The organism is Roseivirga spongicola, from assembly GCF_001592965.1.
GTDB lineage: Bacteria > Bacteroidota > Bacteroidia > Cytophagales > Cyclobacteriaceae > Roseivirga > Roseivirga spongicola.
In genome coordinates, this window is the sequence record NZ_LRPC01000001.1 from 270,593 (window position 1) to 294,007 (window position 23,415).

At 40.2% G+C, this 23,415-nt stretch carries 26 protein-coding genes; 10 read left to right on the forward strand and 16 right to left on the reverse strand.

The window, feature by feature from the left end; translation table 11 throughout:
* Nucleotides 1-7 precede the first annotated feature (7 nt).
* The 6 genes from AWW68_RS01190 to AWW68_RS01215 all read right to left on the reverse strand — a co-directional run bounded on the left by AWW68_RS01190 (nt 8) and on the right by AWW68_RS01215 (nt 6,538).
* Nucleotides 8-1,117, reverse strand: a complete 1,110-nt coding sequence (locus AWW68_RS01190) for a glycerate kinase (RefSeq protein ID WP_068215726.1) — start codon at nt 1,115-1,117, stop codon at nt 8-10.
* Nucleotides 1,117-2,676: a sodium:solute symporter gene (locus tag AWW68_RS01195; RefSeq protein WP_068215728.1), complete on the reverse strand. Its 1,560-nt coding sequence runs from the start codon at nt 2,674-2,676 to the stop codon at nt 1,117-1,119. Before AWW68_RS01195 ends, AWW68_RS01190 begins: the two co-directional genes overlap by 1 nt.
* Nucleotides 2,676-4,019, reverse strand: coding sequence for an MGH1-like glycoside hydrolase domain-containing protein (locus AWW68_RS01200; RefSeq protein WP_068215729.1), 1,344 nt, complete (start codon nt 4,017-4,019; stop codon nt 2,676-2,678). The genes AWW68_RS01195 and AWW68_RS01200 overlap by 1 nt, the downstream gene beginning before the upstream one ends.
* A gap of 241 nt (nt 4,020-4,260) precedes the next feature.
* Nucleotides 4,261-4,797: a dihydrofolate reductase family protein gene (locus AWW68_RS01205; RefSeq protein ID WP_068215730.1), complete on the reverse strand. Its 537-nt coding sequence runs from the start codon at nt 4,795-4,797 to the stop codon at nt 4,261-4,263.
* Nucleotides 4,794-5,405 carry a GyrI-like domain-containing protein gene (locus AWW68_RS01210; protein WP_068215733.1) on the reverse strand — a complete coding sequence of 204 codons (612 nt, stop codon included), beginning with the start codon at nt 5,403-5,405 and terminating at the stop codon, nt 4,794-4,796. Before AWW68_RS01210 ends, AWW68_RS01205 begins: the two co-directional genes overlap by 4 nt.
* A 188-nt stretch (nt 5,406-5,593) precedes the next feature.
* Entirely contained in the window at nt 5,594-6,538 is a 945-nt protein-coding gene (locus AWW68_RS01215; protein ID WP_068215735.1) for a helix-turn-helix transcriptional regulator, read from the reverse strand.
* A 374-nt stretch (nt 6,539-6,912) separates the two neighbouring features.
* On the opposite strand from AWW68_RS01215, the gene AWW68_RS01220 reads away from it, so the two are divergent.
* Entirely contained in the window at nt 6,913-7,494 is a 582-nt protein-coding gene (locus AWW68_RS01220; protein ID WP_068215737.1) for a methyltransferase family protein, read from the forward strand.
* Entirely contained in the window at nt 7,491-7,676 is a 186-nt protein-coding gene (locus AWW68_RS01225) for a hypothetical protein (protein WP_068215739.1), read from the forward strand. Before AWW68_RS01220 ends, AWW68_RS01225 begins: the two co-directional genes overlap by 4 nt.
* 3 nt (nt 7,677-7,679) lie before the next feature.
* On the opposite strand, the gene AWW68_RS01230 is transcribed toward AWW68_RS01225, so the two are convergent.
* From AWW68_RS01230 to AWW68_RS01240, 3 genes are read right to left on the reverse strand one after another with little or no spacing between them, the layout of a single operon-like run.
* Nucleotides 7,680-7,883, reverse strand: coding sequence for a hypothetical protein (locus AWW68_RS01230; RefSeq protein ID WP_068215741.1), 204 nt, complete (start codon nt 7,881-7,883; stop codon nt 7,680-7,682).
* A 3-nt stretch (nt 7,884-7,886) separates the two neighbouring features.
* Nucleotides 7,887-9,395 (reverse strand): glutamate--tRNA ligase, encoded by a 1,509-nt coding sequence (gene gltX, locus AWW68_RS01235; RefSeq protein ID WP_068215742.1) that lies wholly within the window; start codon nt 9,393-9,395, stop codon nt 7,887-7,889.
* A gap of 59 nt (nt 9,396-9,454) precedes the next feature.
* Nucleotides 9,455-9,838: a RidA family protein gene (locus AWW68_RS01240; RefSeq protein ID WP_068215743.1), complete on the reverse strand. Its 384-nt coding sequence runs from the start codon at nt 9,836-9,838 to the stop codon at nt 9,455-9,457.
* 49 nt (nt 9,839-9,887) lie between these two features.
* On the opposite strand from AWW68_RS01240, the gene AWW68_RS01245 reads away from it, so the two are divergent.
* Nucleotides 9,888-10,544: a 3-hydroxyacyl-CoA dehydrogenase family protein gene (locus AWW68_RS01245; RefSeq protein ID WP_068215744.1), complete on the forward strand. Its 657-nt coding sequence runs from the start codon at nt 9,888-9,890 to the stop codon at nt 10,542-10,544.
* Here AWW68_RS01245 and glmS read toward each other — a convergent pair whose 3' ends face one another.
* The 3 genes from glmS to AWW68_RS01260 are packed head-to-tail and all read right to left on the reverse strand — an operon-like array spanning nt 10,545 to nt 14,523.
* Complete coding sequence (glmS, locus tag AWW68_RS01250; RefSeq protein WP_068215745.1) at nt 10,545-12,380, reverse strand: glutamine--fructose-6-phosphate transaminase (isomerizing); 1,836 nt, start codon at nt 12,378-12,380, stop codon at nt 10,545-10,547.
* A 39-nt stretch (nt 12,381-12,419) separates the two neighbouring features.
* A complete protein-coding gene (locus AWW68_RS01255) occupies nt 12,420-13,685 on the reverse strand; it encodes a DUF4270 family protein (RefSeq protein ID WP_185101170.1) in 1,266 nt (421 codons plus the stop codon).
* A 22-nt stretch (nt 13,686-13,707) separates the two neighbouring features.
* The gene (locus tag AWW68_RS01260; protein WP_068215747.1) at nt 13,708-14,523 is read right to left on the reverse strand and encodes a glycogen/starch synthase; all 816 of its coding nucleotides are present in this window, start codon (nt 14,521-14,523) and stop codon (nt 13,708-13,710) included.
* 136 nt (nt 14,524-14,659) lie between these two features.
* Between AWW68_RS01260 and panC the strand changes: the two genes are divergently transcribed.
* The 7 genes from panC to AWW68_RS01295 all read left to right on the forward strand — a co-directional run bounded on the left by panC (nt 14,660) and on the right by AWW68_RS01295 (nt 20,295).
* Nucleotides 14,660-15,505, forward strand: coding sequence for a pantoate--beta-alanine ligase (gene panC / locus AWW68_RS01265; protein WP_068215748.1), 846 nt, complete (start codon nt 14,660-14,662; stop codon nt 15,503-15,505).
* A gap of 27 nt (nt 15,506-15,532) precedes the next feature.
* Entirely contained in the window at nt 15,533-15,880 is a 348-nt protein-coding gene (panD, locus tag AWW68_RS01270) for an aspartate 1-decarboxylase (RefSeq protein ID WP_068215749.1), read from the forward strand.
* Between the two features lie 5 nt (nt 15,881-15,885).
* Complete coding sequence (locus tag AWW68_RS01275; RefSeq protein ID WP_068215754.1) at nt 15,886-16,908, forward strand: lysylphosphatidylglycerol synthase transmembrane domain-containing protein; 1,023 nt, start codon at nt 15,886-15,888, stop codon at nt 16,906-16,908.
* Nucleotides 16,874-17,353 (forward strand): D-glycero-beta-D-manno-heptose 1-phosphate adenylyltransferase, encoded by a 480-nt coding sequence (gene rfaE2 / locus AWW68_RS01280; RefSeq protein ID WP_068215756.1) that lies wholly within the window; start codon nt 16,874-16,876, stop codon nt 17,351-17,353. Before AWW68_RS01275 ends, rfaE2 begins: the two co-directional genes overlap by 35 nt.
* Nucleotide 17,354: 1 nt before the next feature.
* Nucleotides 17,355-18,041 carry a zinc metallopeptidase gene (locus AWW68_RS01285; RefSeq protein ID WP_068215758.1) on the forward strand — a complete coding sequence of 229 codons (687 nt, stop codon included), beginning with the start codon at nt 17,355-17,357 and terminating at the stop codon, nt 18,039-18,041.
* Between the two features lie 60 nt (nt 18,042-18,101).
* Entirely contained in the window at nt 18,102-19,241 is a 1,140-nt protein-coding gene (locus AWW68_RS01290; protein WP_068215760.1) for an acyl-CoA dehydrogenase, read from the forward strand.
* Nucleotides 19,242-19,371: 130 nt separating this feature from the next.
* Entirely contained in the window at nt 19,372-20,295 is a 924-nt protein-coding gene (locus AWW68_RS01295) for a helix-turn-helix domain-containing protein (protein ID WP_068215761.1), read from the forward strand.
* Here the strand turns inward: AWW68_RS01295 and AWW68_RS01300 are convergent.
* From AWW68_RS01300 to AWW68_RS01315, 4 genes are read right to left on the reverse strand one after another with little or no spacing between them, the layout of a single operon-like run.
* Nucleotides 20,281-21,045, reverse strand: coding sequence for a phosphoglycerol geranylgeranyltransferase (locus AWW68_RS01300; protein ID WP_068215764.1), 765 nt, complete (start codon nt 21,043-21,045; stop codon nt 20,281-20,283). The genes AWW68_RS01295 and AWW68_RS01300 overlap by 15 nt on opposite strands.
* Nucleotides 21,023-21,397 carry a hypothetical protein gene (locus AWW68_RS01305; RefSeq protein ID WP_068215765.1) on the reverse strand — a complete coding sequence of 125 codons (375 nt, stop codon included), beginning with the start codon at nt 21,395-21,397 and terminating at the stop codon, nt 21,023-21,025. The genes AWW68_RS01300 and AWW68_RS01305 overlap by 23 nt, the downstream gene beginning before the upstream one ends.
* Nucleotides 21,387-21,749, reverse strand: coding sequence for a phage holin family protein (locus AWW68_RS01310; protein WP_068215767.1), 363 nt, complete (start codon nt 21,747-21,749; stop codon nt 21,387-21,389). The genes AWW68_RS01305 and AWW68_RS01310 overlap by 11 nt, the downstream gene beginning before the upstream one ends.
* Before the next feature lie 39 nt (nt 21,750-21,788).
* Nucleotides 21,789-23,327: a Na/Pi symporter gene (locus AWW68_RS01315; RefSeq protein ID WP_089082268.1), complete on the reverse strand. Its 1,539-nt coding sequence runs from the start codon at nt 23,325-23,327 to the stop codon at nt 21,789-21,791.
* Nucleotides 23,328-23,415: the final 88 nt, after the last annotated feature.

A 23,415-nucleotide genomic window follows, 5' to 3' on the forward strand; every position in this document is an offset into this window, starting at 1 on the left:
CTACCAACTACTTATTCAAGCTTTGTATAAGTTCTTTTGCAAGCTCCTCTACATAAATACTCGCATGCTGCATTGAGTCACGAAAACCCTTGGCTTTCTCGAAGACTTGATAGACCAGCTGTATATCTAAATTGGCTTTGACCTTATCAATTTCTTCGGCTATTCCGCATATTATACCAATTGGTATTTTATTTTCTTTTGCCTTGTTAGCCACTCCGAAAATTACCTTTCCTCCAAGTGTTTGACCATCCAATTTACCTTCTCCAGTAATGATCAAATCTACATTTAGAAGTTTTCGGTCATACTCCAAAAATTCAAAAACTTGCCCAATACCAGACTTAAGCTCAGCATTTAAAAAACTCATTAAGCCATACCCTAGACCTCCAGCAGAACCGGCTCCAGGCTTATCTTCATTACCGTTATCAAGAATTTTTGCCAAGTTTTTTAGTCCGTCATCAAGAAACTCGATATCAGCTTGTGTAGCTCCCTTTTGACTTCCAAAAACGTGAGAAGCTCCATTTTTTCCTGTCAATGGGTTTTGAACATCTGAAAGAACAGTGAATTTGACTTCCGAAAACCTCTCTAAAAGAGAGAGATCAATGGAGTGAACTTTAGACAAATCTCCTCCCCTAATTGCACTCAATTCTGTACCTGACTTGGAGTAAAATTTAGCTCCTAAAGCTTCAGCCATACCGCAACCACCATCATTAGTGGCGCTGCCCCCTATCATCACATAAATATCATTGGCTCCCCGATCTATGGCATCAAGAATCAACTCACCCGTACCATAAGTTGAAGTCTTTGTAGCTGACTTCTCAACAGCACTCAACAAGGGTAGCCCCGAAGCTTTGGCCATTTCTATATAGGCCTTCTCCTCTTTCAGCAAGTAATAAGCATTAACCGGCTTGAAAAGAGGATTAGAAACTTCCTTCTCTACTCTAATCGCTCCTAACTGCTGCTCAAGAATATCCAAAGTGCCTTCACCACCATCTGCCAAAGGGAGTTTTATGACTTCAGCCTTTGGCTTAACCTTTTTTATCCCTCTTTCTATAGCATCACAAACCTCATAGGCGGTAAGCGAATTTTTAAATTTGTCGGGGGAGATTAGGATGCGCATCAGAATAAGCTTGGCAAAATTACCGAAACAACTACAATCAAGACGAAAAAGGCCACCAGATAATAAACTGGTTTTTGATTGAAACGAATAGGTTCCACCTTGACCATAGGATGACCGCTCACTACTGGAGCAACCATGCTAACCAAATAAGCTATTACAAAAGTGACTACTGCTCCAATGGCATTCCACCAGAACCAGAATATTTCCGGTACAAAGAGCCATAGGTAAACATTCACACCCACACCAACCAAGAGGCCGATATTCGCTCCTTTAGTGCTGATCCTTTTCATCAAAATGGCCATTACAAAAGTGGCCAGAATTGGCCCGAATGATACAGAGCCCACTTTGTTTATGGCTTCTATCACCGTATCGGCAATGTCTCCTACAAAGAACGCTATGACCACACAAACCACTCCCCAAAACAGCGCAGTTAAATGCGAAAGTCTCATGTAAGCTTTTTCCTCCACTTTCTTTCCTCGTGCAAAAAGGTCTTCAACAGAGGCTGCCGAAAGTGAATTAATAGCTGAACTAAGGCTTGACATCGCTGCTGAGAAAATAGCTACAATCAACAGACCTACAACTCCATTTGGGAGAAAATCACGAATGAAAATAGGGATCATTCTGTCGGGCTGGTCTGCCGGAATCTGGCTGATGAAATCAGTTCGCGATAAGGCGAGAGTGCCCAGCACTAGCCCCATAATACAATAGGCAAAGGTGATTGGAAAGCGCATCAACCCATTACAAAGCAATGTCTGCCGCATGGTTTTCATGCTACTCGCAGAAAGCAATCGCTGTACCTGACTTTGATCTGTACCATAATAAGACACATACAGAAAGAACCCTCCAATGAGCATTGGCCAAAAACCAAACTCATCTCCATTAAAGCCTAGCGAAGAAAAATCTACGGCTGTAATTCTTTCAGAATCTACTTTATCTAGGAATTCACCCCAGCCCCCTAATTCCTTCAAACCAAAACTGAAACAGATAATGATTCCTATAAATAGAATGATCATTTGAATCATATCCCCATAAACCACGGCCTTCATTCCACCTTGATAAGAGTAAATCATGGTTACAATTCCTATCAGCACGATACTTTGCCACATGGGAATTTCCATGACACTTTCAAGAATAATGGCCACGGTGTAAATCATCACACCTGTCCCGAAGGCTCGGCTAATTTGAAAGACTATGCTGAGCAGGACTCTGGTACTCGGTCCAAAACGCTTTTCCAGAAACTCGTAAACACTAACAATGCCCGACTTGTAGAAGGTGGGCACTAAGACTACCATCAGAAAAATCATGGCTAACGGAACAGCAAACTCGTAAGTGAGCCAAATCATTCCGCCACCTTCCTTCAGTCCAACAAAGGCAGGGGCCGAAATAAAACTCACAGCGGAAAGCTGTGTGGCGGCCGTGCTCATAGCTAGTGGAAACCAGCCAAAGCTTCTTCCTCCTAAGTAATAATCGTTTTTGTCTGCTTGATTTTTGAAGCGGTATCCCAGATAAAGAAATCCGCCAATGTAAAGAATTACAATCGCATAGTCGAGTACATTCATTAGTCAGCCATTAGGTCTAAAACCACCGCGGCTGTCCAAGAGAACCTATCGCCACCATACCCCTTCTCTAGTGTATCTGCCACAGCCCTACGCGGGTCAAAATATTCGTGAAAACCTAAATTATTAACTAATTCTAAGAAATCCCATTTCAAGATATTGGCCGTTCCATGATGACCGTAATTCTTACAGCCCTGATACAACAACCAATTCATCTGTGGCCAAATCGGACCTTTCCAGTACTTTTTAGGGTTGAAAATCCAATGATCGGGATCGAAGCTTGGCATAATTCTATAACCATCTTCTCTCTCCCCCAGAAAATCGATGTAGTCAATCAGCTGATCGGCTCTTTCCTGATTAGGAATTCCGGCATATAGGGAAACAAAACTCCCTATTTCCTTCATTTTAATATGCTTTTTATTTCGAAGGTCATAAGGAGCATACATCCCGAGTTCATCCAACCAGAGTTTCTCATCGAATGATTTCTTACTCAATGCATTGAACGCTTCAATCTCCGTAACATCGAAGCCAAACTCCCTTCCGAGGTTAATTAGTGCCTCATTCGACTTGATAAGTACTGCGTTATAGAGTGTATCCTGAACCACAAATGGCGACTCTTTGGCAATTTCTATTCCCTTGTATTTGTGCTTTTTACCAAGCTCCATCAGGTAAACATAAATATCATAATCACGATCTGATGGACGTTCCGAAGGGTCTGCCTTCAGGTTGTCATATCGTTTGTAAGGAGGAATATCATCTTTGGTGATTGGAATAGTCTTTACCAGATCATCCCACAACGGAGAATTATCCCTGCCAGAAGCCCAAGGGTGATAAATGTAGATCAGTCCTTCATTTTCAGGATCTCTATGTTCGTAATAGTATTTATGGAGTTTCATCAACTTTGGGAAAAAGGACTTAATGAAATCCTTCACCTCCTGATTATTCGGGTTCATCTGATAGATGCGCTCCAGCATAAAAGCGTGCACCGGAGGCTGGGTAATTCCCGAAGTCTCCACCTTCTTGTTAGCTCTTTCAATAGTACTAGACTCCCAATATTTCGGACCGGGGAAATATCCTTCTCTTTTTTTGGAATGGAAGACAATATGTGGCAGCATTCCGTTTTCCCACTGACCTTCAAAGAGGGACTCAAATTCTAAAAAGGCTCTTTTTAAGTCGAAATGAGCAAACCCCAAAGCCACAAAACCTGAATCCCAGTTCCATTGATAAGGATACAAATTGATACTAGGGACGGAATATCGGCCTTCCCAGGTGTTGTCGTTTAAAATTTGAACTGCTTCTTTTCTCAGTCGTGAGAACTGACTGGTGATCTTCTTGAGGTTATTCATAAACTATTTTCGCTCATAAATTAACCCATAGGCTCGAAAATCAAAAATCAGGTTCGAGAGGTTATATGATGCATAACGCAATTGCGAGGAATGAAACCTGTGTCCCGAGACCCCGATACTTCGGGGCGGGACACAGGTTTTATGACGAAGCAATCTCCTTGTCGTAGGGCAACAACAACCTTTGGGAGATTGCTTCGTCACAACCTTCCGCTATCGCGAAGTTTGCTCCTGGCAATGACGGTTACCGGTAGTTAACCTTATACCTCAGCTCCATTACACCAGAGCTATAGACTTTTGAGCTGGTAAGCTCAAGGTTCTGCATCAGCTGAGCATCTGAGAAAATGGGAATGCCTTTGCCTACAATAAAGGGCATGAAATGAACAATCATTTCATCGAGAAGGCTGGCTTTAAGACAGAGCGTGTTTACTTCTCCACCACCAATCAACCAAATATCTTTCCCTTGCTCTTGTTTGATTTCCTTCAACCGTTTAGCATGATCTGAAGTAATAAAAGTGGCATACTCATCTTCCTTCAAGTTTCGATTTCTGGTTAAAACATAGTTCTTCTGTTCCTTGTATGGGAAAGGCATATCGAAACCCAACACCTGCTGATAAGTGGCATTCCCCATCACTGTAGTATCAATGGTTTCAATAAAGGCTGAATAACCATAATCTTCATCTTTAGGGTGGTTGATGGTGTCCAACCAACCCACTCCACCTTCAGCATCGGCAATTTTACCATCAAGGCTAATGGCAATGTAAGCAACTAGTTTCCTCATCTGATTGAATATCTTAGTATAGTCTTCAATTTACTCTTTTCCGTTCTCATTGGGTCGTTGAGATAGATTTCATGATGCTTACCAACTACCTCAAAACCTTCTCTTTGGGCAAACTGAAGCATTTTCTGGATACTTGGCCATTCTTCTTCGTAAGAACCAATATGCAGCAACTGGACGCTTAAGCCCTCATGAATTTCCTCGAAATTCAATCCGTGGTTATCGGGCAGCTTGTTCTTGGCTTTCAACTCTAGAATGGCCGTTGCTACTTCCTGTCTCCCAATAAAATCGGGCATGCGGATCATGAGTTGCCAGCACCATTCTTCTCTCGGGCTTTTCTCAAATGGAGTTTCTCCTTCTACCCACCAAAAGGCTTCTAGTTTGGGCACAACAAAGTCCATTTCATTGGCTTTGCTAGTGAACTTAATTTTATAAGCCAAGGCATACAGGCGACCGATAGCATCTTCAAAAATGGGATTCTCAGGAGCACATTTGCCTGAAATAGTGAGGTAGTAATAAGGTTCTAGATTGACGACTTTGGGTCTTTCTGCTGCGGTATAATATTCTGGATAGGCTTTTTGTAGATCGAGTTTCTGAAAGGTTATAATCATAGCTGTTGAATTTATGAGCAAGTAAACAGCCACTAGTGACAACCCTATGTCAGTAGGTTTTGGGAGAACGAATTTTTAGCAAGATCAAAATGAAAATATAGGCACGTGATGATTCTCTCTTTGCGCTCTCAGCGAACTTAGCGGTTTCATATTTAACCGCAGATAACGCAAAGTGCGCAGAGCAGTGATCACTCATAATTCCTCCTCAACTCTTCAGCTCTCTTCTGCATAATGGTAAAGAGCTTGTCTGGTGAGACGATTTTTACTGAGTCCCCTAGCATGGCCAGCCAGCGTGAAAAGTAGCCCAAATGAGGGGTCAGAAATTTCATTATCAAGGCATCTCCCTTTTTCTCTTCGCTAACAAAACCTTGGTAGTACTTCTGGTTTACGATGTATCGAGCCGCCTCTCCTTTAATCTGAACAATCACTTCTTCTAATTCACCTCCATAAGTCAGGCGCTTGATAAATTCTTCGTAGGGTTCTCTAGGCTCAAATTGCTCATCCCTAATTTCCAGCTTCACAAGTCTGTCTACTCGGAAATCTCGTGGCTCTTGTCGCAAAAGACAGTAAGCCAATAAATGCCAGCTATTACCATAATATACCAAGCCCATAGGTTCTACTTGTCGCTCGGTCATATTGCCATTGTAATTAGAATAATATTTGAACCGCAACACCTTCTGCTCTATCAAGGCCTTCTGAATGGTGGCCATAAAGTTGTTCGGAAACTCATCATCTACAGGTATTGGAGGATGACTCACCTTAATCTGCTCTTCTAGTTTTTCAAGCCCCTCTTTTTGGGCTGTCTTCAGAACTGACTTAATCTTAAACATAGCCTCAGAAAAATGCTCTTTGATAGAGGCATCCGTCTGACCTTCAATCAGCTTAGCACCTAAAACCAGTGCATTGGCTTCTTCTTCGCTAAACATTACCGGAGGCAAATGATAGCCATCCATGATGAAGTAGCCTTTGCCAGCTTCTGCACCAATGGGTACACCAGCTTCTTCCAAAGCTCGCACATCGCGATAGACTGTCCGCAAGCTGATCTCAAATCGGTCGGCAATTTCCTGAGCGGTAATCAGCTTCTTGGTCTGCAGCTGAATAAGCATGGCGGTTAGGCGGTCTATTCGGTTCATTGAATGGGGAAGTTAAAAAGTTAGTCGGGGAAGCGAATATAAAACCTTGAAATTATAGAATTCCTTGTCCAGATCATTTTTGAGCTTCCATCTATCCCGATACTTTTAGATTTCCCATGGGGGAAGACTTGACCTACTGCCAGCATCGGTTTCAACTTTTTCATCAGTCTTGTGATAATTACAGAAATCCATCAGGCAACAGATTATATCAGTTATGATAATTGAAAGACCTAATCCCCCAAGCCCCCTTTTCGAAAAAGGGGGAAATAGTCCGCGCTAGTAGTAAGCTATGCCTCATCATTGACTTCAGTTTATAATGATATTCCTATGAAAACATCGAATGATGGTTGGTAAATAATCCTTATCATTGCGGCATGTGGTTAGATCATCTGATCTTGTTTCTGGGTTGGCTTTTATTTTATGGCATTCATAGTGCCTTGGCGACTGAAAAGGCTAAAAACGCTTTACCGATTGGACCACGTGCTTACAGAATTCTCTATAACCTCATCAGTTTCATTTTCTTTCTGGGCCTAATGCTTTTAGGAGCTTTGATCTATAACGTTTTGCTTTTCGCTCCATCACCATTTTCAACCTACACAGGGCTAATGTTTGCTGCAGCGGGATTGTTCATTATAAAAAGAGCATTCAGAAATTACAGCTTAAGTGCCTTTCTAGGTTTCAAGAAGAACCTGAATGAAGACTTAAAAACAGAAGGAATTCAAGCTTACGTAAGGCATCCGCTTTATACAGGTACCTTATTGCTGGTCATTGGTTATGTGCTTTTCAACCCTCAACTCTCAAGCCTTGTCATACTTTTAGCGCTCTGCATTTATCTTCCATTCGGCATAAGATGGGAAGAGCAAAAACTTATAAAAATGTACGGAGAAGCTTATTTGGAGTACAAAAAGAATGTTCCTGCACTATTTCCACCTATTAAACTTAAGCGCTCAGCATGAAAATTAAAATTGCCACATGGGCGGCTATGCTCGGTCTTACTTTAGTGCTTATCGGAATCTTGAGTCGATTCACAGATTTCATTACCGTGAACCAGAGAACTGGCTGTTACATCATCGGATTGGCGCTAATGCTTTTAGGCACAATATGGAAGGTTGTTTTGGAGATGAACGAAAAGGAGTAAAAATCACTCCTCTTCATCAGTTCCTTTTATTTCATCTAAATCGTCTCTGTCTCTAAGCTTCTTATCATCAACTTTCTTATTCAGAAACTCATTGATTTTGTCGATAGGCAATGACTTTTGGATCTCACCAAAGGAGTCTATATTCAACTCCAGACCATCTAGTTCTTTAGCCACCTTTGGCTTCTCATCAGTTTTTTTCTTAGCCATAAATTATGATTTCAAAGTTTCTGAGGCCTTATCAATTCGGTTGTAAACCTCTTCTGCCCCAAGAATTTCAACAATATCCATTAAGTCAGGACCTCCGCCTTGGCCCGTCAAAGCCAATCTCAAGGCAGGCATAACCTTTCCTAACGGCAATTGATCTCTCTCTAGAACCTCTACCAGTAGTTGCTTAGCAGAATCCTTGTTGTAAGAACTCTGTTGTCTAAGTTCTGTTGCAAATTCCATCAACTTACTTGCTGCCTCTTCGTTCCACTTCTTACGAGCAATTTTGCTATCGTATTCATTTGGTTGCTCAAAATAGAAGTTTCCAGCCGCTGGCATTTCTTGAACAAAAGTGACTCTCTCTTTCAAAGAAAGAGCTATACGCTGAGCCCTATCCCTATCTATTTCAAAGTCTAGTAAAGCTATAAATTGGTCTGTCAAATCATCATCTGACATGAACTTTAAATATTGCTGGTTAAACCACTTGGCCTTTTCAATATCAAATTTTGCACCTGCCTTATTAATCTTCTCTAAGCTGAAAGCATCGATGAGGTCGTCAATAGAGAATAATTCTTTTTCTCCTCCAGGGTTCCACCCAAGTAAAGCCAAAAAGTTAATGAAAGCATCGGGAAGATAGCCTGTTTCTCTAAAACCAACAGACAGCTCTCCAGATTGAGGGTCAGTCCAGTTCAACGGAAAAATAGGGAATCCCAATTGATCTGCGGCTCTCTTACTCAGTTTTCCGTTACCATCTGGTTTCAAAAGCAATGGCAAATGAGCAAACTCAGGAGCTTCCCAACCTAGGAATTGATAGAGCATTATATGCAACGGAGCTGAAGGCAACCACTCTTCACCTCGTATTACATGAGTGATCTCCATTAAGTGATCATCAACAATATTAGCCATGTGATAGGTTGGCATGCCGTCAGATTTCATCAGAATCTTATCGTCTAAGGTTGCAGTGTTTACTACAACCCAACCACGAACTACATCTTTGAATCTGACATCTTCATTACGAGGCAACTTAATTCTAATCACGTATGGCTCACCAGCATCAAGTTTTGCTTGAGTTTCTTCAGGAGAAAGTGTCAAGGAATTACTCATCTGCATGCGCGTAACAGCATTGTACTGAGGGTTAGCTACTCTTGCCTCCTTCAGTCTATCGCGCATGGCGTCTAACTCTTCAGGAGTATCGAAGGCATAATACGCCTTTCCTTCATCCAAAAGCTGCTGAGCATATTTCTTATAAATATCCTTTCTTTCTGACTGTCGATAAGGTCCAAATTCACCCCCAAAGCTTACTCCTTCATCAGGCACAATTCCAGCCCAGCTGAGAGCCTCCTCAATGTAGCTTTCAGCACCTTCAACAAATCTATTCTGATCAGTATCTTCTATTCGAAGAATAAAAGTTCCATTGTTTTTCTTTGCAAAAAGGTAGTTATACAAAGCCGTTCGGACTCCTCCAATATGTAAAGCCCCTGTAGGACTCGGGGCAAAACGTACTCTTACACTCATGGTCTTTTGTAATTAGGCCGCAAATATATAAAGTCTTGAATCAAGAATTAGTTCAGTAGCTAAAGATCGACCGCTATGCACGAAATCTCTACGTTAACATCTTTAGGCAATCGAGCCACTTCAACGGTTTCTCTTGCCGGTGGCTCAGACTTAAAATACTGGGCATAGGCTTCATTAATAGTAGAAAACTGCCCCATATCTTTAATGAAAATGCTACACTTTACTACATTACTAAAAGTCATTCCTGCCTCAGAAAGAATTGCCTCTAAGTTCTTCATTACTTGGTGCGTTTCTTCTGTTATATTCTCATTGATCATTTCCCCAGTCACTTGGTCGAAAGGAATTTGACCCGAAACAAACAACATGTTGCCAGCTTTTACTGCTTGGCTATATGGCCCAATTGGAGCTGGAGCCTGATCGCTTACAATGATCTTCTTAGACATACTAGATAAGTTTTAGAGATTCTATAGTTTTGTCACAAATTAGTCATTTATGAACATTCTAGTGGTAGGCAACGATGCCGAATTCAAAGCCCTCGAAATAAAATTCGCCCATAGTCATTCCCTTCAACACCTGTTGAGCTCAAGCCAGATCGATGGTTTTAAAGATATTGATGTGGTTTTTGATTTCAATATTGCGGACCAACCAGAAGATATTGAAGCTTATTTATCGGAAGAAGGTTTAAATGTATTCTTAAATGCGCCCAAAATCAGTCTGGCAGAGATGGCTTTTTATCAGCCCGAAGTAAACTGTAATCTTTACGGGTTTAACGGACTACCAACATTCATAGAAAGAGAAATTCTTGAAGTTTCTGCTTTAAAGAATAATGGAGCACTTGAAACCATGTGCCAGCAACTAGAAACAGATTTTGAGGTTGTACAAGATAGGGTAGGCATGGTTACACCCCGCATTATCTTCATGATAATTAATGAGGCATACTATACCGTTCAAGAAGGCACGGCCACTAGAGAAGATATTGATCAGGGAATGAAGTTAGGCACTAACTATCCGTTTGGGCCTTTTGAATGGGCTGAAAAAATTGGCTTAGATAATGTTTATGAGACCCTTGAAGCCATATATGAAGACACAAAAGAAGAGCGGTACAAAATCTGCCCGCTCCTCAAACGTGAATATCTTTTATTAAACTGATTACTCCACCGTAACAGACTTAGCCAAGTTTCTTGGCTGGTCTACGTTACAACCTCTCATTACTGCAATATGATAAGACAACAATTGCAACGGAATAACTGAAATTAATGGCATCAACGCTTCATGAGCGGCTGGCACTTCAATAATATGATCTGCCATAGCCGCAATTTCAGTATCACCTTCGGTTACTACTGCTATTACTTGACCTTTTCGAGCTTTCACCTCTTGAATGTTTGAAACAATCTTTTCGTAAGAGCCATCCTTAGTAGCAATAAACACTACCGGCATGTTTTCATCTATCAATGCAATAGGACCATGCTTCATCTCAGCCGCAGGGTAACCTTCAGCATGAATATAGGAGATCTCCTTTAGCTTCAAGGCGCCTTCTAGGGCTACAGGGAAGTTATAACCTCTCCCTAGATACAGGCAGTTGCTAGCATCCTTATACTTCTCGGCAATTAATTCAATCTGAGCATTGAGGTCTAAGCATTTAGCCACTTTATCTGGCACAGCTTCAAGCTCAATCAATAGGTTTCTGTAAACGCTCTCTTTCAGAGTGCCTTTTTTATTGGCAATCATTAATGCCATCATGGTAAGCACGGAAATTTGAGCCGTGAATGCCTTTGTACTGGCTACACCAATTTCAGGGCCAGCATGCGTATAGCTACCTGCATGCGTTGCCCTAGGAATAGAGCTTCCAACAACATTACAAACACCAAGAATAGTTGCTCCCTTACTCTTTGCCAATTCAATGGCAGCAAGCGTGTCGGCTGTTTCTCCTGACTGAGAAATGGCTATTACAACATCTTTCTCTCCTACTACGGGGTTTCTATATCTAAATTCTGAAGCATACTCCACTTCTACAGGGATTCTACAGAATTCTTCGAAAATATATTCTGCAACCAATCCTGCATGCCACGATGTACCACACGCAATAATTAAGATCCTATCGGCATTCTTAATTTTATTGATGTAATCATGAATTCCCCCTAGGTGTAAATGACCTTCTTGCGCATTGAGCCTACCTCGAAGACAATCTCCAATAGAACGTGGCTGTTCAAATATCTCTTTCAACATGAAGTGCTCATAGCCACCTTTCTCAATAGCTTCTAGCTCCATATCCACTTTCTGGATATAAGGCTTCATTTCAACATCTTCAATATTCTTAATGGTAAGCTTCTTATTCTCGATGATCGCAATTTCCTGATCATCTAAATAAACTACTTCATTGGTGTACTCTATAATTGGAGTTGCATCTGACGCTAAGAAAAACTCATCCTTACCAAGGCCAACTACTAGAGGACTACCTTTCCGAGCAGCAATAACTAAGTCGGGATTATCTTTGTCCAAAATAACAATCGCATAAGCTCCAACCACCTTAGTTAGAGCCAATCGCACCGCCTCGGCTAAATCCACTTGAGTGTTTTGGAATATATCCTCAATGAAGTTGATAAACACTTCAGAATCTGTATCGCTATTGAAGGTGTATCCTTTCTTAGAAAGCTCTGTTTTTATAGCGGCATAATTCTCAATGATTCCATTATGAATCATAACTAAACGACCACTATTAGATACGTGAGGGTGAGCATTTCTATCACTAGGAACACCATGGGTTGCCCAACGCGTATGGCCTATTCCCACATTAGCATCTATATCTTGATCTTTAGCAAAATCATGCAGAGTGGCAACCTTACCCTGCTTCTTATATACATTGAGGTCTCCGTCTAAAAGTGCCACACCAGCACTGTCGTAACCCCTATATTCTAATCTTTGAAGTCCTTTAACAACTACAGAATAGGCCTGTCTATGACCTATATATCCTACAATCCCGCACATGCTTAATTTATTTGTGGAAAAGTAATAAAAATAAGAGGCTTAGTTAACCTCAGAATAGAAAATCTTCAGCTTCAAATTATCTCTACTAAATGTAAACCCATTTAAGGACGAATTCATAAGAGAAGGGTAAACGAAGAAGTCATTTCTAGAAATCACGCCTGACTGATAGGCTTTTACAAACGAGGTAATAGACCCTGAATAGGTCTTTTTATCCGGATCATAAAATAACCGCACAGGTGATGAACTACTCAGCGGATTGGCTCCATCTTCCTGAATTGATCTAAAGGTCAACCTATCAGGAATACGGGTATTTCTTTCATCAGTCATATAAAACGACAAACTAAAAGGAGGGTATTCTCCATCAGGAAAATCTTCTATAGGGCCAATTGTTATTTCGGCAAGGTTAACGATCACTTCAGGAAAGTTATTGCTAAACTCCTCTAAGCCAGAGAAATCTACTTTGGGCACTAAACCTTCACCAGCGTGGACACCTAACAAGGATGTCTCATACTCTGTACTCGTCTCAACGACAGACTCAAAAGAACTACCCGACCTATCTACAGTCACATTATAAAAATTCGGCATCCCTGAGGCACTCATGGAGAACTCCTTATTTAAGGTCTCTGTATTATCTGCATTAGGCTCACTGTAATAGAAGGCTAATTCAAAAGTAGAACCTGTCTGGATCCCGTAAATATTATTATCCATTACGGCATTAGCCTTAATAGCAAAACCAGGGAAGAAAGCTTCAAACTCATCTTGAGAGATAAACTTACTATCATCTGTTCTAACCCCTTCAAAAAATTCAGTTGCCCAATCCGCTGTCACATCCATAACATATACAGAGTCAAACGCATCTATCTGAAACTGACCACTGGCTAACAATTCATCTCCAATAGCAAGACTATTTGTGTTAATATAAGTAGTATCATAAAACTCTTCGGCTATCGGGTATAGCTCTAAACTCAAAGCCCTATTTGCTAAGGCAGTGTCTATCAAATACCCAATTTTGAAATTGATCTGAACAGAGTCCAAAACAGCATCGTCAGATATATCTGGCTGATTTAGAACATTAGCTGCTAACCCTATATAACCAGTAGCTGAAACAGGATTACCAAATGGTGAATTATTTAATTGTCCGAATAGTGCGATTGAAATATCGGAGGTGATTATCGAGTCCATTAAAACCATGGAAGCCCCAACAGGAACATCAACAGTTGAAAACTCTACTGGAGCCACATCATCAGTTGCGATTCCAAATTCTCCTTTCTCCTCACAAGAATTGAAAATTGCGAGACCCAACATCAGAATCCCGCAATTTTTAATCTTAGCCAACAAGTTCATTATATAAGTTATAGTACGAATCTAAAAAGTTATCGTCCTTTTCTATTGTATTAACTGTTTTCTGCTTTTCGATTTCCTCTAGAAGTTGGTTTAAGCTTTCGCTAACCTCTTCTTCTTCTGCTTTAATTACCGCATCGGCATATTCTGCACCGGTTTTAATAAAACCAGCAAAATCTGCAGACTTTAAGTTTTCGAGCATGCTATCAGAAATGTCCATCATTTTCACTTTATCCAATAACCCTTCATCAAACTGATGTGCAAAAGAATTATTATAGATAGTGAATACTGATTTCGTTTCTTGGAATAGGGGATCGTTTTTGTAGGTAGTTTTTAAATACAATGGAATCAGACTTGTCATCCAATCATTACAGTGAACGATATCAGGAGCCCAGCCTAATTTCTTCACGGTTTCCAGAACGCCCTTACAGAAGAAAATGGCTCTCTCATCGTTATCCTTGTAGAAGTTGTCGTTCTTATCGAAGAACACAGACTTTCTATGGAAATAATCCTCATTGTCGATGAAATACACCTGAAGCTTAGCATTCGGAATAGACGCCACTTTAATAACTAATGGCTTTTCTTCCTCTCCTACGGCAATGTTAATTCCCGATAGCCTCACTACTTCGTGCAACCTGTTCTTTCTCTCATTAATGAGACCGAAGCGAGGAACCAAAATCCTAATCTCCATACCTCTCTCTTGCATAGCTTGTGGCAATTTGCGCACAAAATCTGCAACTGCTGAAGTTTGGAGGAAGGGGTTAATCTCACTCGCTACGTAAAGAATCCTTAATTTTGACATATTTAATGGAAATTTAATGAAACCTCTTTGCTAAAAAGAAGCACAAAATTACGGATTTTTGGTCAATTTTCCTCCAAAGGAACGAAAAAGCCTCAGGAGTCTTTTCTTTTTCGTAGTTAATATTGGTTAATACTTCATGAAAGTTTTCAAAACAATCCATCAATTGCGAGAGCACCTCTCACCACTCAGGAGCCAAACCAAAATTGGTCTAGTACCAACAATGGGAGCGCTTCATCAGGGGCACATCTCTTTGGTTGAAGAATCAAAAAAGAAATCCCAATTCACTGTAGCTTCCATCTTTGTCAACCCTACACAGTTCAATAACCCTGAGGATCTAAAGAAATACCCAAAAACTTTAGAATCAGACTTAGCTAAACTAAGTGAAGCTGGATGCGACATTGCTTTTGTTCCAGACGACTCGGAAATATATCCTAGAAAACCAGAAATTAAGATAGACCTAGGACCAATAACTACTGAGCTTGAAGGTAAATTTAGACCTGGGCACTTTAATGGTGTAGGTTTAGTAGTATCTAAGCTCTTCCACATAGTGCAACCCGACCTAGCATTCTTTGGCCAGAAAGACCTCCAACAATTCTATGTAATCAAAAAACTAGTAACTGAGCTTAATTTTCCAGTAGAGTTACACATGGTAACAACCCAGAGGGAGGCCAACGGCCTAGCTATGTCTTCTCGTAACATGAGGCTTTCTGCCGATGAAATAAAAGAGGCAAGCATGCTCTATAAAGCCCTAAAGATATCTCAAAACATGCTCTTAGCTCAAAGCGACATCAAGGAAGTCAAGGCTCAAGTTCAAGAACTATTCAGCCAATCTGAGCGTTTGGAGCTCGAGTATTTTGAGGTAATAGACACATCTAGCTTCAAACCTTTATTAAAAGTAAAAGACAGTAGAAAAACAGCTATGTGCATAGCTGCAGAAATTGGAAGCGTAAGGTTAATAGATAACTTGCTATTAAATTCTTAACTTTGCGCCCGTTTTGGGGGAAAGGAAATGCAATTAGAAATATTCAAATCGAAAATACACAGGGCAAAAGTTACTCAAGCAGAGCTTCACTACGTTGGTAGCATTACTCTCGATGAGACCTTAATGGAGGCTGCAGATATTATTGAGAACGAAAAGGTTCAAATCGTAAATGTAAATAACGGTGAGCGATTCGACACCTATGTGATTAAAGGTGAAAAAGACAGTGGAACAGTTTGTCTTAATGGCCCTGCAGCAAGAAAAGTACAAGTTGGCGACATTATTATCATTGTTTCTTATGCCATTATGGAAAGAGAAGAAGCAAAGAACCATCAGCCAATAATTATCTTCCCAGATCAGAACAACAGCATTAAATAGTCAGATTGAAGCTAAACGTTAAAGAAGCTGCCAAGTACGCTTTTGTACTCATCTTAACAGGAGCCATATTTTGGTATCTTTTTAGACAAATTCAATTAGACGATTTTAAATCTGCTTTAAGTCAATTCAATTTTTGGTGGATTGGCCTGAGCATATTTCTGTCAATTTTCAGCCACTTTCTCAGAGCTTGGAGGTGGAAACTATTGCTTCAGGGCTCTGATTACTCTGCTAATTTATCCAACAGCTATTTCGCTGTAATGATTGGCTACTTGGCCAACTCTATATTTCCAAGACTGGGAGAGGTGACTCGCTGCGGAATACTGAATAAAACGGATAAAGTCCCTGTTTCAATTTCCTTAGGTACGGTGGTTACTGAAAGAGTCATTGACTTGTTTATACTACTAATAGTTACTGCAGTTACTTTTTTGCTACAGTTCAATTTGCTGGAAAGTTATTTCAACAATGGCCTATTGAGCCTCAAAACCAAGCTTATAGACAATTGGTGGATATTAGGATTGCTATTCGTACTAGGGATTTTTGGGCTTTACCTGCTTTTTTATACCAGCTTAGGCAAAAGAGTAAAACTGGTTGGCAAAGTTAGAGACTTTGTAGGCGGGCTCTGGACTGGCATAACCAGCCTCAAACATGTAAAGAATCAGTTCGGATTTTGGATCTCTACTCTAGGCATTTGGGTTCTTTACTTTTTTATGCTTTACGTTATCACCTTTGGTTCTCCATTAACAGAAAACCTTGGCATTTTGGCAGGCCTTTCCATATTAGTAATGGGCAGTTTTGGCATGGCCACCCCAATTCCTAATGGTGTTGGCGCATTTCATACCCTAGTAGCAGGTGTTTTAGTACTTTATGGCATAGATCAGCAAGAGGGAATAATTTTTGCAACCATCATGCACACATCACAATTCATTACTGTTTTGGTGATTGGTTCCATAAGTTTAATCTTGGTGAACATTAAGCATAAAAGGCAAAGTAAAATTGGAAACTCCGAACAAAATAAAGTCGAAGAGTGACCTGAAGTCGCAAATCAGAGACTGGCAGGCAGAAGGGCAAAAAGTAGTTTTTACCAATGGTTGCTTCGACATACTCCATCTTGGACATATAGATTATCTAGAAAAAGCTAGAGCGGCCGGAGACAAATTAGTTGTAGGACTAAATTCTGATGAGTCTGTTTGCAAACTGAAAGGACCAAAAAGACCGATCAACAAAGAATATGCTCGTTCGAGGATGTTAGCCGCCTTTTCATTTGTTGATGGCGTAACCGTATTTGGAGAAGACACCCCGAAAGAACTGATTGAGTTTTTATTGCCAGATATACTCATAAAAGGAAGCGACTATACCGTTGAAACTATTGTGGGGGCAGACATCGTTTTAAAGCATGGTGGAGAGGTGAAAACCATTAATTTGGTGGACGGCTTTTCAACAACAAACATAATTGAGAAGATAAAAGAGAAGTAATATGTATATAGTATTAGTCATAGGAATAATGATTGTGAGCTTAGTAGTTCAGCAATCATTAAAGAGCAAATTCAATAAGTATTCAAAAGTTGGATTACAGATTGGTTTAAGCGGAAAAGAAATAGCAGAGCTAATGCTTAAAGACAATGGTATTTATGATGTGAATGTAGTTTCTGTGCAAGGCAGGTTAACCGATCACTATAACCCAACTGACAAGACTGTAAACCTAAGCCCTGAAGTATATAGCGGGCGTTCTGTAATGGCAGCAGCCGTTGCCGCTCACGAATGCGGACACGCAGTGCAGCACGCTAGAGCATACGGACCTTTAGAAATGAGATCAGCCTTGGTTCCACTACAGCAAGCGGGGGGTAGAATGATGAACTTTCTATTTATGGCACTATTGATTGGTTCTTTCGGTCTGTCATTGATACCCCAAACTTGGGCAATCCTTGGAATTATAGCAGCTTATGCCATATTCACCATATTTGCTTTTGTAACGCTTCCGGTAGAATATGACGCCACCAAAAGAGCTTTAGCTTGGGTAGAAGAAAGAAATATTACCACAGGTGAAGAGCATGGCATGGCAAAAGATGCTTTAAATGCCGCTGCCAGAACCTATTTAGTAGCTGCTCTTGGCTCTCTAGCCATGTTACTCTACTGGGTTTTAGCATTCTTAGGTAATGATTGATTAGAATTTTATCCACATTATTATAACTTTGCCTAACAAACGTTAGGCAATTTTATTTCTATGAATTTCGAATTAACAGAAGAACAGATAGCTGTAAGAGATGCAGCGAGGGAATTTGCTCAAACAGAGCTTCTTCCGGGTGTTATTGAAAGGGATGACAAACAGGAATTCCCAGCAGAGCAAATCAAAAAAATGGGTGAGCTCGGCTTTATGGGAATGATGGTAGACCCTAAGTATGGAGGGGGCGGAATGGATACCGTTTCTTACGTTTTGGCGATGGAAGAAATTTCTAAAATAGATGCATCGGCTAGCGTTTGTATGTCTGTAAACAACAGCTTAGTTTGTTGGGGATTAGAAAAATTTGGTACTGAAGAACAAAAGGAAAAGTACCTTAAACCATTGGCATCAGGCGAAAAAATTGGTGCATTCTGTCTTTCAGAGCCAGAAGCAGGTTCTGACGCCACTTCGCAGAAAACTACCGCAGAAGACAAAGGCGACCACTACTTGTTGAATGGAACTAAAAACTGGATCACAAACGGTAACTCAGCGTCTATTTATTTAGTAATTGCTCAAACCGACCGTGAAAAAGGACATAAAGGAATCAATTGCCTAATTGTTGAAAAAGGCATGGATGGCTTTGTTGTAGGTAAAAAAGAAGACAAGCTTGGTATTAGAGGTTCTGATACCCACTCTTTGATGTTTACCGATGTAAAAGTTCCGAAAGAAAATAGAATAGGTGAAGACGGCTTCGGTTTCAAATTCGCTATGTCTACTTTAAATGGAGGAAGAATTGGAATCGCTTCTCAAGCACTAGGAATTGCTTCTGGAGCTTATGAATTGGCTCTTGCATATTCTAAAGAAAGAAAAGCATTTGGTAAGCCAATTAGTCAGCACCAAGCCATTCAATTTAAGCTGGCCGATATGGCAACTGAAATTGATGCCGCTAGACTTCTTTGCCTTCAAGCTGCTTACCTAAAAGATCAGAAGAAAGACTTTGGCAAGCAAAGTGCAATGGCCAAACTATACGCTTCTAAAGTAGCCATGGACGTTACCGTAGAGGCAGTACAAGTGCATGGTGGCTATGGCTATGTAAAAGAGTACCATGTAGAGCGTTTGATGCGTGATGCAAAAATTACTCAGATTTACGAAGGAACTTCAGAAATACAAAAGATCGTGATCTCGAGAGAGTTATTGAAATAATTAGAATTGTTCAAATATTATGACCATTGGTATATTGATTCATGCCAATGGTCATTTTTTTTGGAAAATTCCAAGATGAAAAAATTTTCAATGTTACCTTAGTATCGGACTGTAACTTTTTAAAGAGACCATGGAAGACTACAACAAGATTATTGAATCTTTAGGTGTCCGGTTTATCAAAAGCCGTAATATTAAAATTGCCAAATCGATTACCATCAACAACTTTTATGATGTTGAAAACACCATCATTATTGTAAATAATGGCGATATCTACTTCGGGCCAGACCAAGAGAAGGTTTCTGAAGGAGATATGCTATTTATTCCTGGTGGTAAATCTCTTAACATTTCATTTGGGTCATCAACAGCCCCTGCTATTAACAATGACGAATTCATTTCGAACAAAAAGAAGTACTTGCAAAATGCTTCTGAGTCTGAAATAAACGACTATGATGTAGATGGATTCAGCCAAGTTATGTTTGAGGCTAAGGTGTTCGATTCAGTGAACTTCTTCTCTTCACTGAACATCACTCCATTTGCCATTAAGGGATCTAGCCTCATTGCCGACCTCATAAGATTAATTATTGAGGAAGACAATTCTGTGAAGCCTGGTAAAAACAGAATTATCAAGCTAAACACTGAATACTTAGTTGTTGAGATAATCAGATACATCTTAGACAACAGGCTATTCGTAGAGCAATTGGTAACCAACAGCACCTACTTTAAAGACCCAAGACTCATCGATATCTTTAACTACATCAAAGAGAATATTGGTGGAGATCTTTCTAACAAAGTATTAGCAAGAGTTGCTAATGTTTCTGAAGACTACGTTGGGCAATATTTCAAAATGCTTACCGGAATAAACCCTCAAGACTACATTGAGTACCAGAGAATGGAAGCAGCCGTAGACCTACTTAGAACTACCAAGAAAAGCATTCGAGACATTGGTAAAGAAGTTGGGTACAAAGACACCGCTTATTTCTGTAGGAGATTTAAGATGATGTTCGGTATTCCTGCAGGTAAAATGAGAAGAAGAGAGAGCTTAATTAACGTTTAAGGTCTCATTAAAAACTTGAACAATATCAGAAGCCTCGGTCATTAGATCGAGGTTTTTTTGTACCCCATTACCAATAACCACAACATCTGCCCCAGCCTCATAGGCACGTTTAATTTTCTCTTTAGTATTTAAGCCACCACCTACTATTAAGGGCACAGATGTATTGCTTTTAACAGACCTGATTATGCGCTGAGCAATTGGCTCCTCTGCACCACTCCCTGCATCTAGATAAATTAACTGCATGCCAAGCATCTCACCAGCCAAAGCAGTACTTGCTGCCAAATTAGGCTTATCGTTGGGTAATGGTTGAGAGTTACTCATGTAAGAGGCGCTCGTTGGCCTACCAGAATTAACTAGCATATACCCCGTAGGAATAACTTCAAGATTACTCTTCTTTATAACTGGAGCCGCCACAACATGCTGCCCAATAAGCAACTCAGGGTTTCTGCCAGATATTAATGAAATAAACAAAATAGCATCTGCTTCAGCCGAAATCTGTATGGCATTGCCAGGGAAAAGAACGCAAGGAATGTTAGTGTAAGACTTAATGAAACTTACCGCTTCATGAATGAAGTTAGAAGTAACATGACTTCCCCCTACAAAAATGTAGTCTACCTTATTCTCAATACATCGGTTAAGACACTGCACAAGCCCCGACTCATCTAGATCGTCCGGATCTATCAATACCGCTAAGCTCTTTCGTGCACCTTTTGTATTCTCTTGGATTTTATTCAGAACCCTCTTTGTCATTGCTGTTATTCAGGTCGGTAATAAATGTCTTGAGCTGCTTTGCCGCTAAACCAAGAGCAAAAAGTATGGCTTGCTCTTTTAGTGAATTGCCTAGAAAGTTTGACCGAGCTATCTGACGAACCACCTTGCTCTTTTTCTTTTTCTTCTTTTTGGTAGTTTCTTCAGCTTGCTCTTCCTCTTTTTCATCACTAGAGAAAAGCTGAGAAACGAGTAACACCGCCAAAAGTCCTCCACCAACAGCTAGGCCAATTTTTCCAGCCTTCTGAACCTTTTCCTTCATTTCATCAAACTGATCTTCGATCGAGTCTTTTAACTCTTTACTAGTTGCTTCTAACTCTTCTTTACTGCTCATCTTCGTCATCAGTTTTCTCCTGTAAAATTCCAGATTTTTCTACTTGGGAATGTAGAACCCTTTCTATACTCTCTTTAGATAAGAAGGCGCCAATACCAACTAAAATATATGTTCCGGCCACAATTACATAGCCCCAAAAGCTACTTTCTAGAACCTCATTCAAAAAGGCCGAAAGCGCTATAGAGAGGAACAGTAAAGCCGTAAGCATAGAGAATATTAGCACACTCCAAGTGAGTAACCTAGCCAATACTTGTACAAGCTGCTCCTTTAAGTCTAGCTTTAACAATTCTATTTTAGTTTCCACATAAGCAGAAACTGTATCCGCAAGTTTATTGAAATCAAAGATTTTCAAGCCTCAATGTTTCCGGCAAGATAATAATAAGGGAGCGAATTATTGAATAGAGAGTAGCTTAGAAGATTTTAACAATCTTCCTTGGCCATCATAATGCTCAGATCTGATTATAATTTTCTGATCAGCATCGAACCAGAAATGTGCGATAGACTCATCCATCTTAACCTCTATGTAGTTCAGATGCTCTAACTTAACCTCATCTAACTTATAGGTTGAGGTATCATTATGACTTAATATTTGATATTTCTTTTCAAAACTGAGCCCTTTGTCTTCATACGAGTAAACCCTCTCTAGCGCAGCAAAGCTTTGTTGTTTATCGCTTATCATAAACATAGTATCAGGCGGAGCATTTTCTCTCGGGCTAGACTGCTCATATAACAAATAGTCAAGCCTATGATCAGAAACTTCCCGTCTTACTTTAATGGTAGAGTGACTTACTTCAGAGCCTGCATAGCTCTCATACCGATAGGTTCTCTCCGTAACGTACCCTTGGTTAAAGTATATAAGGGCGAATGGCATTAAAAAGAAAGTAAATAATATATAGGAGAAACCTACTAATCTTGAGTCCAGTGTCAGTTCTCCAAATTTACCTGCCAAGAATATCGGGAACCTTCTGATGGCTGGAAATGGAAGAAAAACTAGAACCCCAACTAAGTTAAATAACAGGTGAACAAAAGCTAAGCTTAATGCGGCCTCCGATTTATTAAAAGCTGCCAACAAGGCAGTAATAGTTGTTCCTATGTTTGCTCCCATAATAAATGGAAATACGTTATGTAGCATTACCTTACCTGAAGCAACCAGAGGCACTACGAGAGAAGTTGTAATTGAGCTAGACTGCACCCCTCCAGTAATCACTATTCCCCAACCAAACGACTTAAACGGGTTCGCAAAGATGTATTTCTTGAGATTCTCTTTAGAGCTACCAATAAGCCTTTTGTAGATGATGTTTGACAAAAACTTAATAGAGACAAAGAGTAATATAAGAGACAGAAAAACGGTAATGAAATTCTGAGGCAGCACACTCACTAGCCAAGTACTGATCTTATCTATACCTATGCCATAAGAATTATGCATGATATTAGACGCTACTTCAGAATCGTTCACAAGCCCTGTAAGCTCTTGTGAAAAATAACTCATAGTTCCGTAGTAGTACTCCAACGGAAATACAATCAGTACAGTAATGATATTAAAGAAGTCGTGAATGGTACCAGCAGATATGGCTTTCCTAAACTGGTTTCTATTCGTAATAAAACCCAATGAAACCAATGTACTCGTGAGCGTAGTACCCACATTGGCCCCCATCACAACGGGAATAGCATTGCCTAAGGTTAGATAACCGGAAGCCACAACTGCAACAGTCATAGCCGTAACGGTTGAGCTACTTTGAACTAATGCAGTAGCCAACAACCCAATAAACAACCCAATAAATGGATTAGATGTAGCCAAAAGAATGGACCGAACCGTATCTTGGCCCAGCATTGTAACCGACTCACCTACAAGGTCTATGGCCAGTAAAAACAAAAAGATAGCAATGAGAAACAACAAGGTTGTTCTCAGCCAGCCCAACGGCTTTTCCATTGACTTTTTGTTTAATACTTCTACCATTTCTTAATGAGCAGATACACCTGCCCTAAAATATTGTGCAAAAATAGACCAATGCTTTTGC

Excerpts from the sequence above, each read along its gene's own strand:
- AWW68_RS01190 (WP_068215726.1), bottom strand. The coding sequence starts at position 1,117 with ATGCGCATCCTAATCTCCCCCGACAAATTTAAAAATTCGCTTACCGCC.
- AWW68_RS01195 (WP_068215728.1), bottom strand. The coding sequence starts at position 2,676 with ATGAATGTACTCGACTATGCGATTGTAATTCTTTACATTGGCGGATTT.
- AWW68_RS01200 (WP_068215729.1), bottom strand. The coding sequence starts at position 4,019 with ATGAATAACCTCAAGAAGATCACCAGTCAGTTCTCACGACTGAGAAAA.
- AWW68_RS01205 (WP_068215730.1), bottom strand. The coding sequence starts at position 4,797 with ATGAGGAAACTAGTTGCTTACATTGCCATTAGCCTTGATGGTAAAATT.
- AWW68_RS01210 (WP_068215733.1), bottom strand. The coding sequence starts at position 5,405 with ATGATTATAACCTTTCAGAAACTCGATCTACAAAAAGCCTATCCAGAA.
- AWW68_RS01215 (WP_068215735.1), bottom strand. The coding sequence starts at position 6,538 with ATGAACCGAATAGACCGCCTAACCGCCATGCTTATTCAGCTGCAGACC.
- AWW68_RS01220 (WP_068215737.1), top strand. The coding sequence starts at position 6,913 with ATGTGGTTAGATCATCTGATCTTGTTTCTGGGTTGGCTTTTATTTTAT.
- AWW68_RS01225 (WP_068215739.1), top strand. The coding sequence starts at position 7,491 with ATGAAAATTAAAATTGCCACATGGGCGGCTATGCTCGGTCTTACTTTA.
- AWW68_RS01230 (WP_068215741.1), bottom strand. The coding sequence starts at position 7,883 with ATGGCTAAGAAAAAAACTGATGAGAAGCCAAAGGTGGCTAAAGAACTA.
- gltX (WP_068215742.1), bottom strand. The coding sequence starts at position 9,395 with ATGAGTGTAAGAGTACGTTTTGCCCCGAGTCCTACAGGGGCTTTACAT.
- AWW68_RS01240 (WP_068215743.1), bottom strand. The coding sequence starts at position 9,838 with ATGTCTAAGAAGATCATTGTAAGCGATCAGGCTCCAGCTCCAATTGGG.
- AWW68_RS01245 (WP_068215744.1), top strand. The coding sequence starts at position 9,888 with ATGAACATTCTAGTGGTAGGCAACGATGCCGAATTCAAAGCCCTCGAA.
- glmS (WP_068215745.1), bottom strand. The coding sequence starts at position 12,380 with ATGTGCGGGATTGTAGGATATATAGGTCATAGACAGGCCTATTCTGTA.
- AWW68_RS01255 (WP_185101170.1), bottom strand. The coding sequence starts at position 13,685 with ATGTTGGGTCTCGCAATTTTCAATTCTTGTGAGGAGAAAGGAGAATTT.
- AWW68_RS01260 (WP_068215747.1), bottom strand. The coding sequence starts at position 14,523 with ATGTCAAAATTAAGGATTCTTTACGTAGCGAGTGAGATTAACCCCTTC.
- panC (WP_068215748.1), top strand. The coding sequence starts at position 14,660 with ATGAAAGTTTTCAAAACAATCCATCAATTGCGAGAGCACCTCTCACCA.
- panD (WP_068215749.1), top strand. The coding sequence starts at position 15,533 with ATGCAATTAGAAATATTCAAATCGAAAATACACAGGGCAAAAGTTACT.
- AWW68_RS01285 (WP_068215758.1), top strand. The coding sequence starts at position 17,355 with ATGTATATAGTATTAGTCATAGGAATAATGATTGTGAGCTTAGTAGTT.
- AWW68_RS01290 (WP_068215760.1), top strand. The coding sequence starts at position 18,102 with ATGAATTTCGAATTAACAGAAGAACAGATAGCTGTAAGAGATGCAGCG.
- AWW68_RS01295 (WP_068215761.1), top strand. The coding sequence starts at position 19,372 with ATGGAAGACTACAACAAGATTATTGAATCTTTAGGTGTCCGGTTTATC.
- AWW68_RS01300 (WP_068215764.1), bottom strand. The coding sequence starts at position 21,045 with ATGACAAAGAGGGTTCTGAATAAAATCCAAGAGAATACAAAAGGTGCA.
- AWW68_RS01305 (WP_068215765.1), bottom strand. The coding sequence starts at position 21,397 with ATGAGCAGTAAAGAAGAGTTAGAAGCAACTAGTAAAGAGTTAAAAGAC.
- AWW68_RS01315 (WP_089082268.1), bottom strand. The coding sequence starts at position 23,327 with ATGGAAAAGCCGTTGGGCTGGCTGAGAACAACCTTGTTGTTTCTCATT.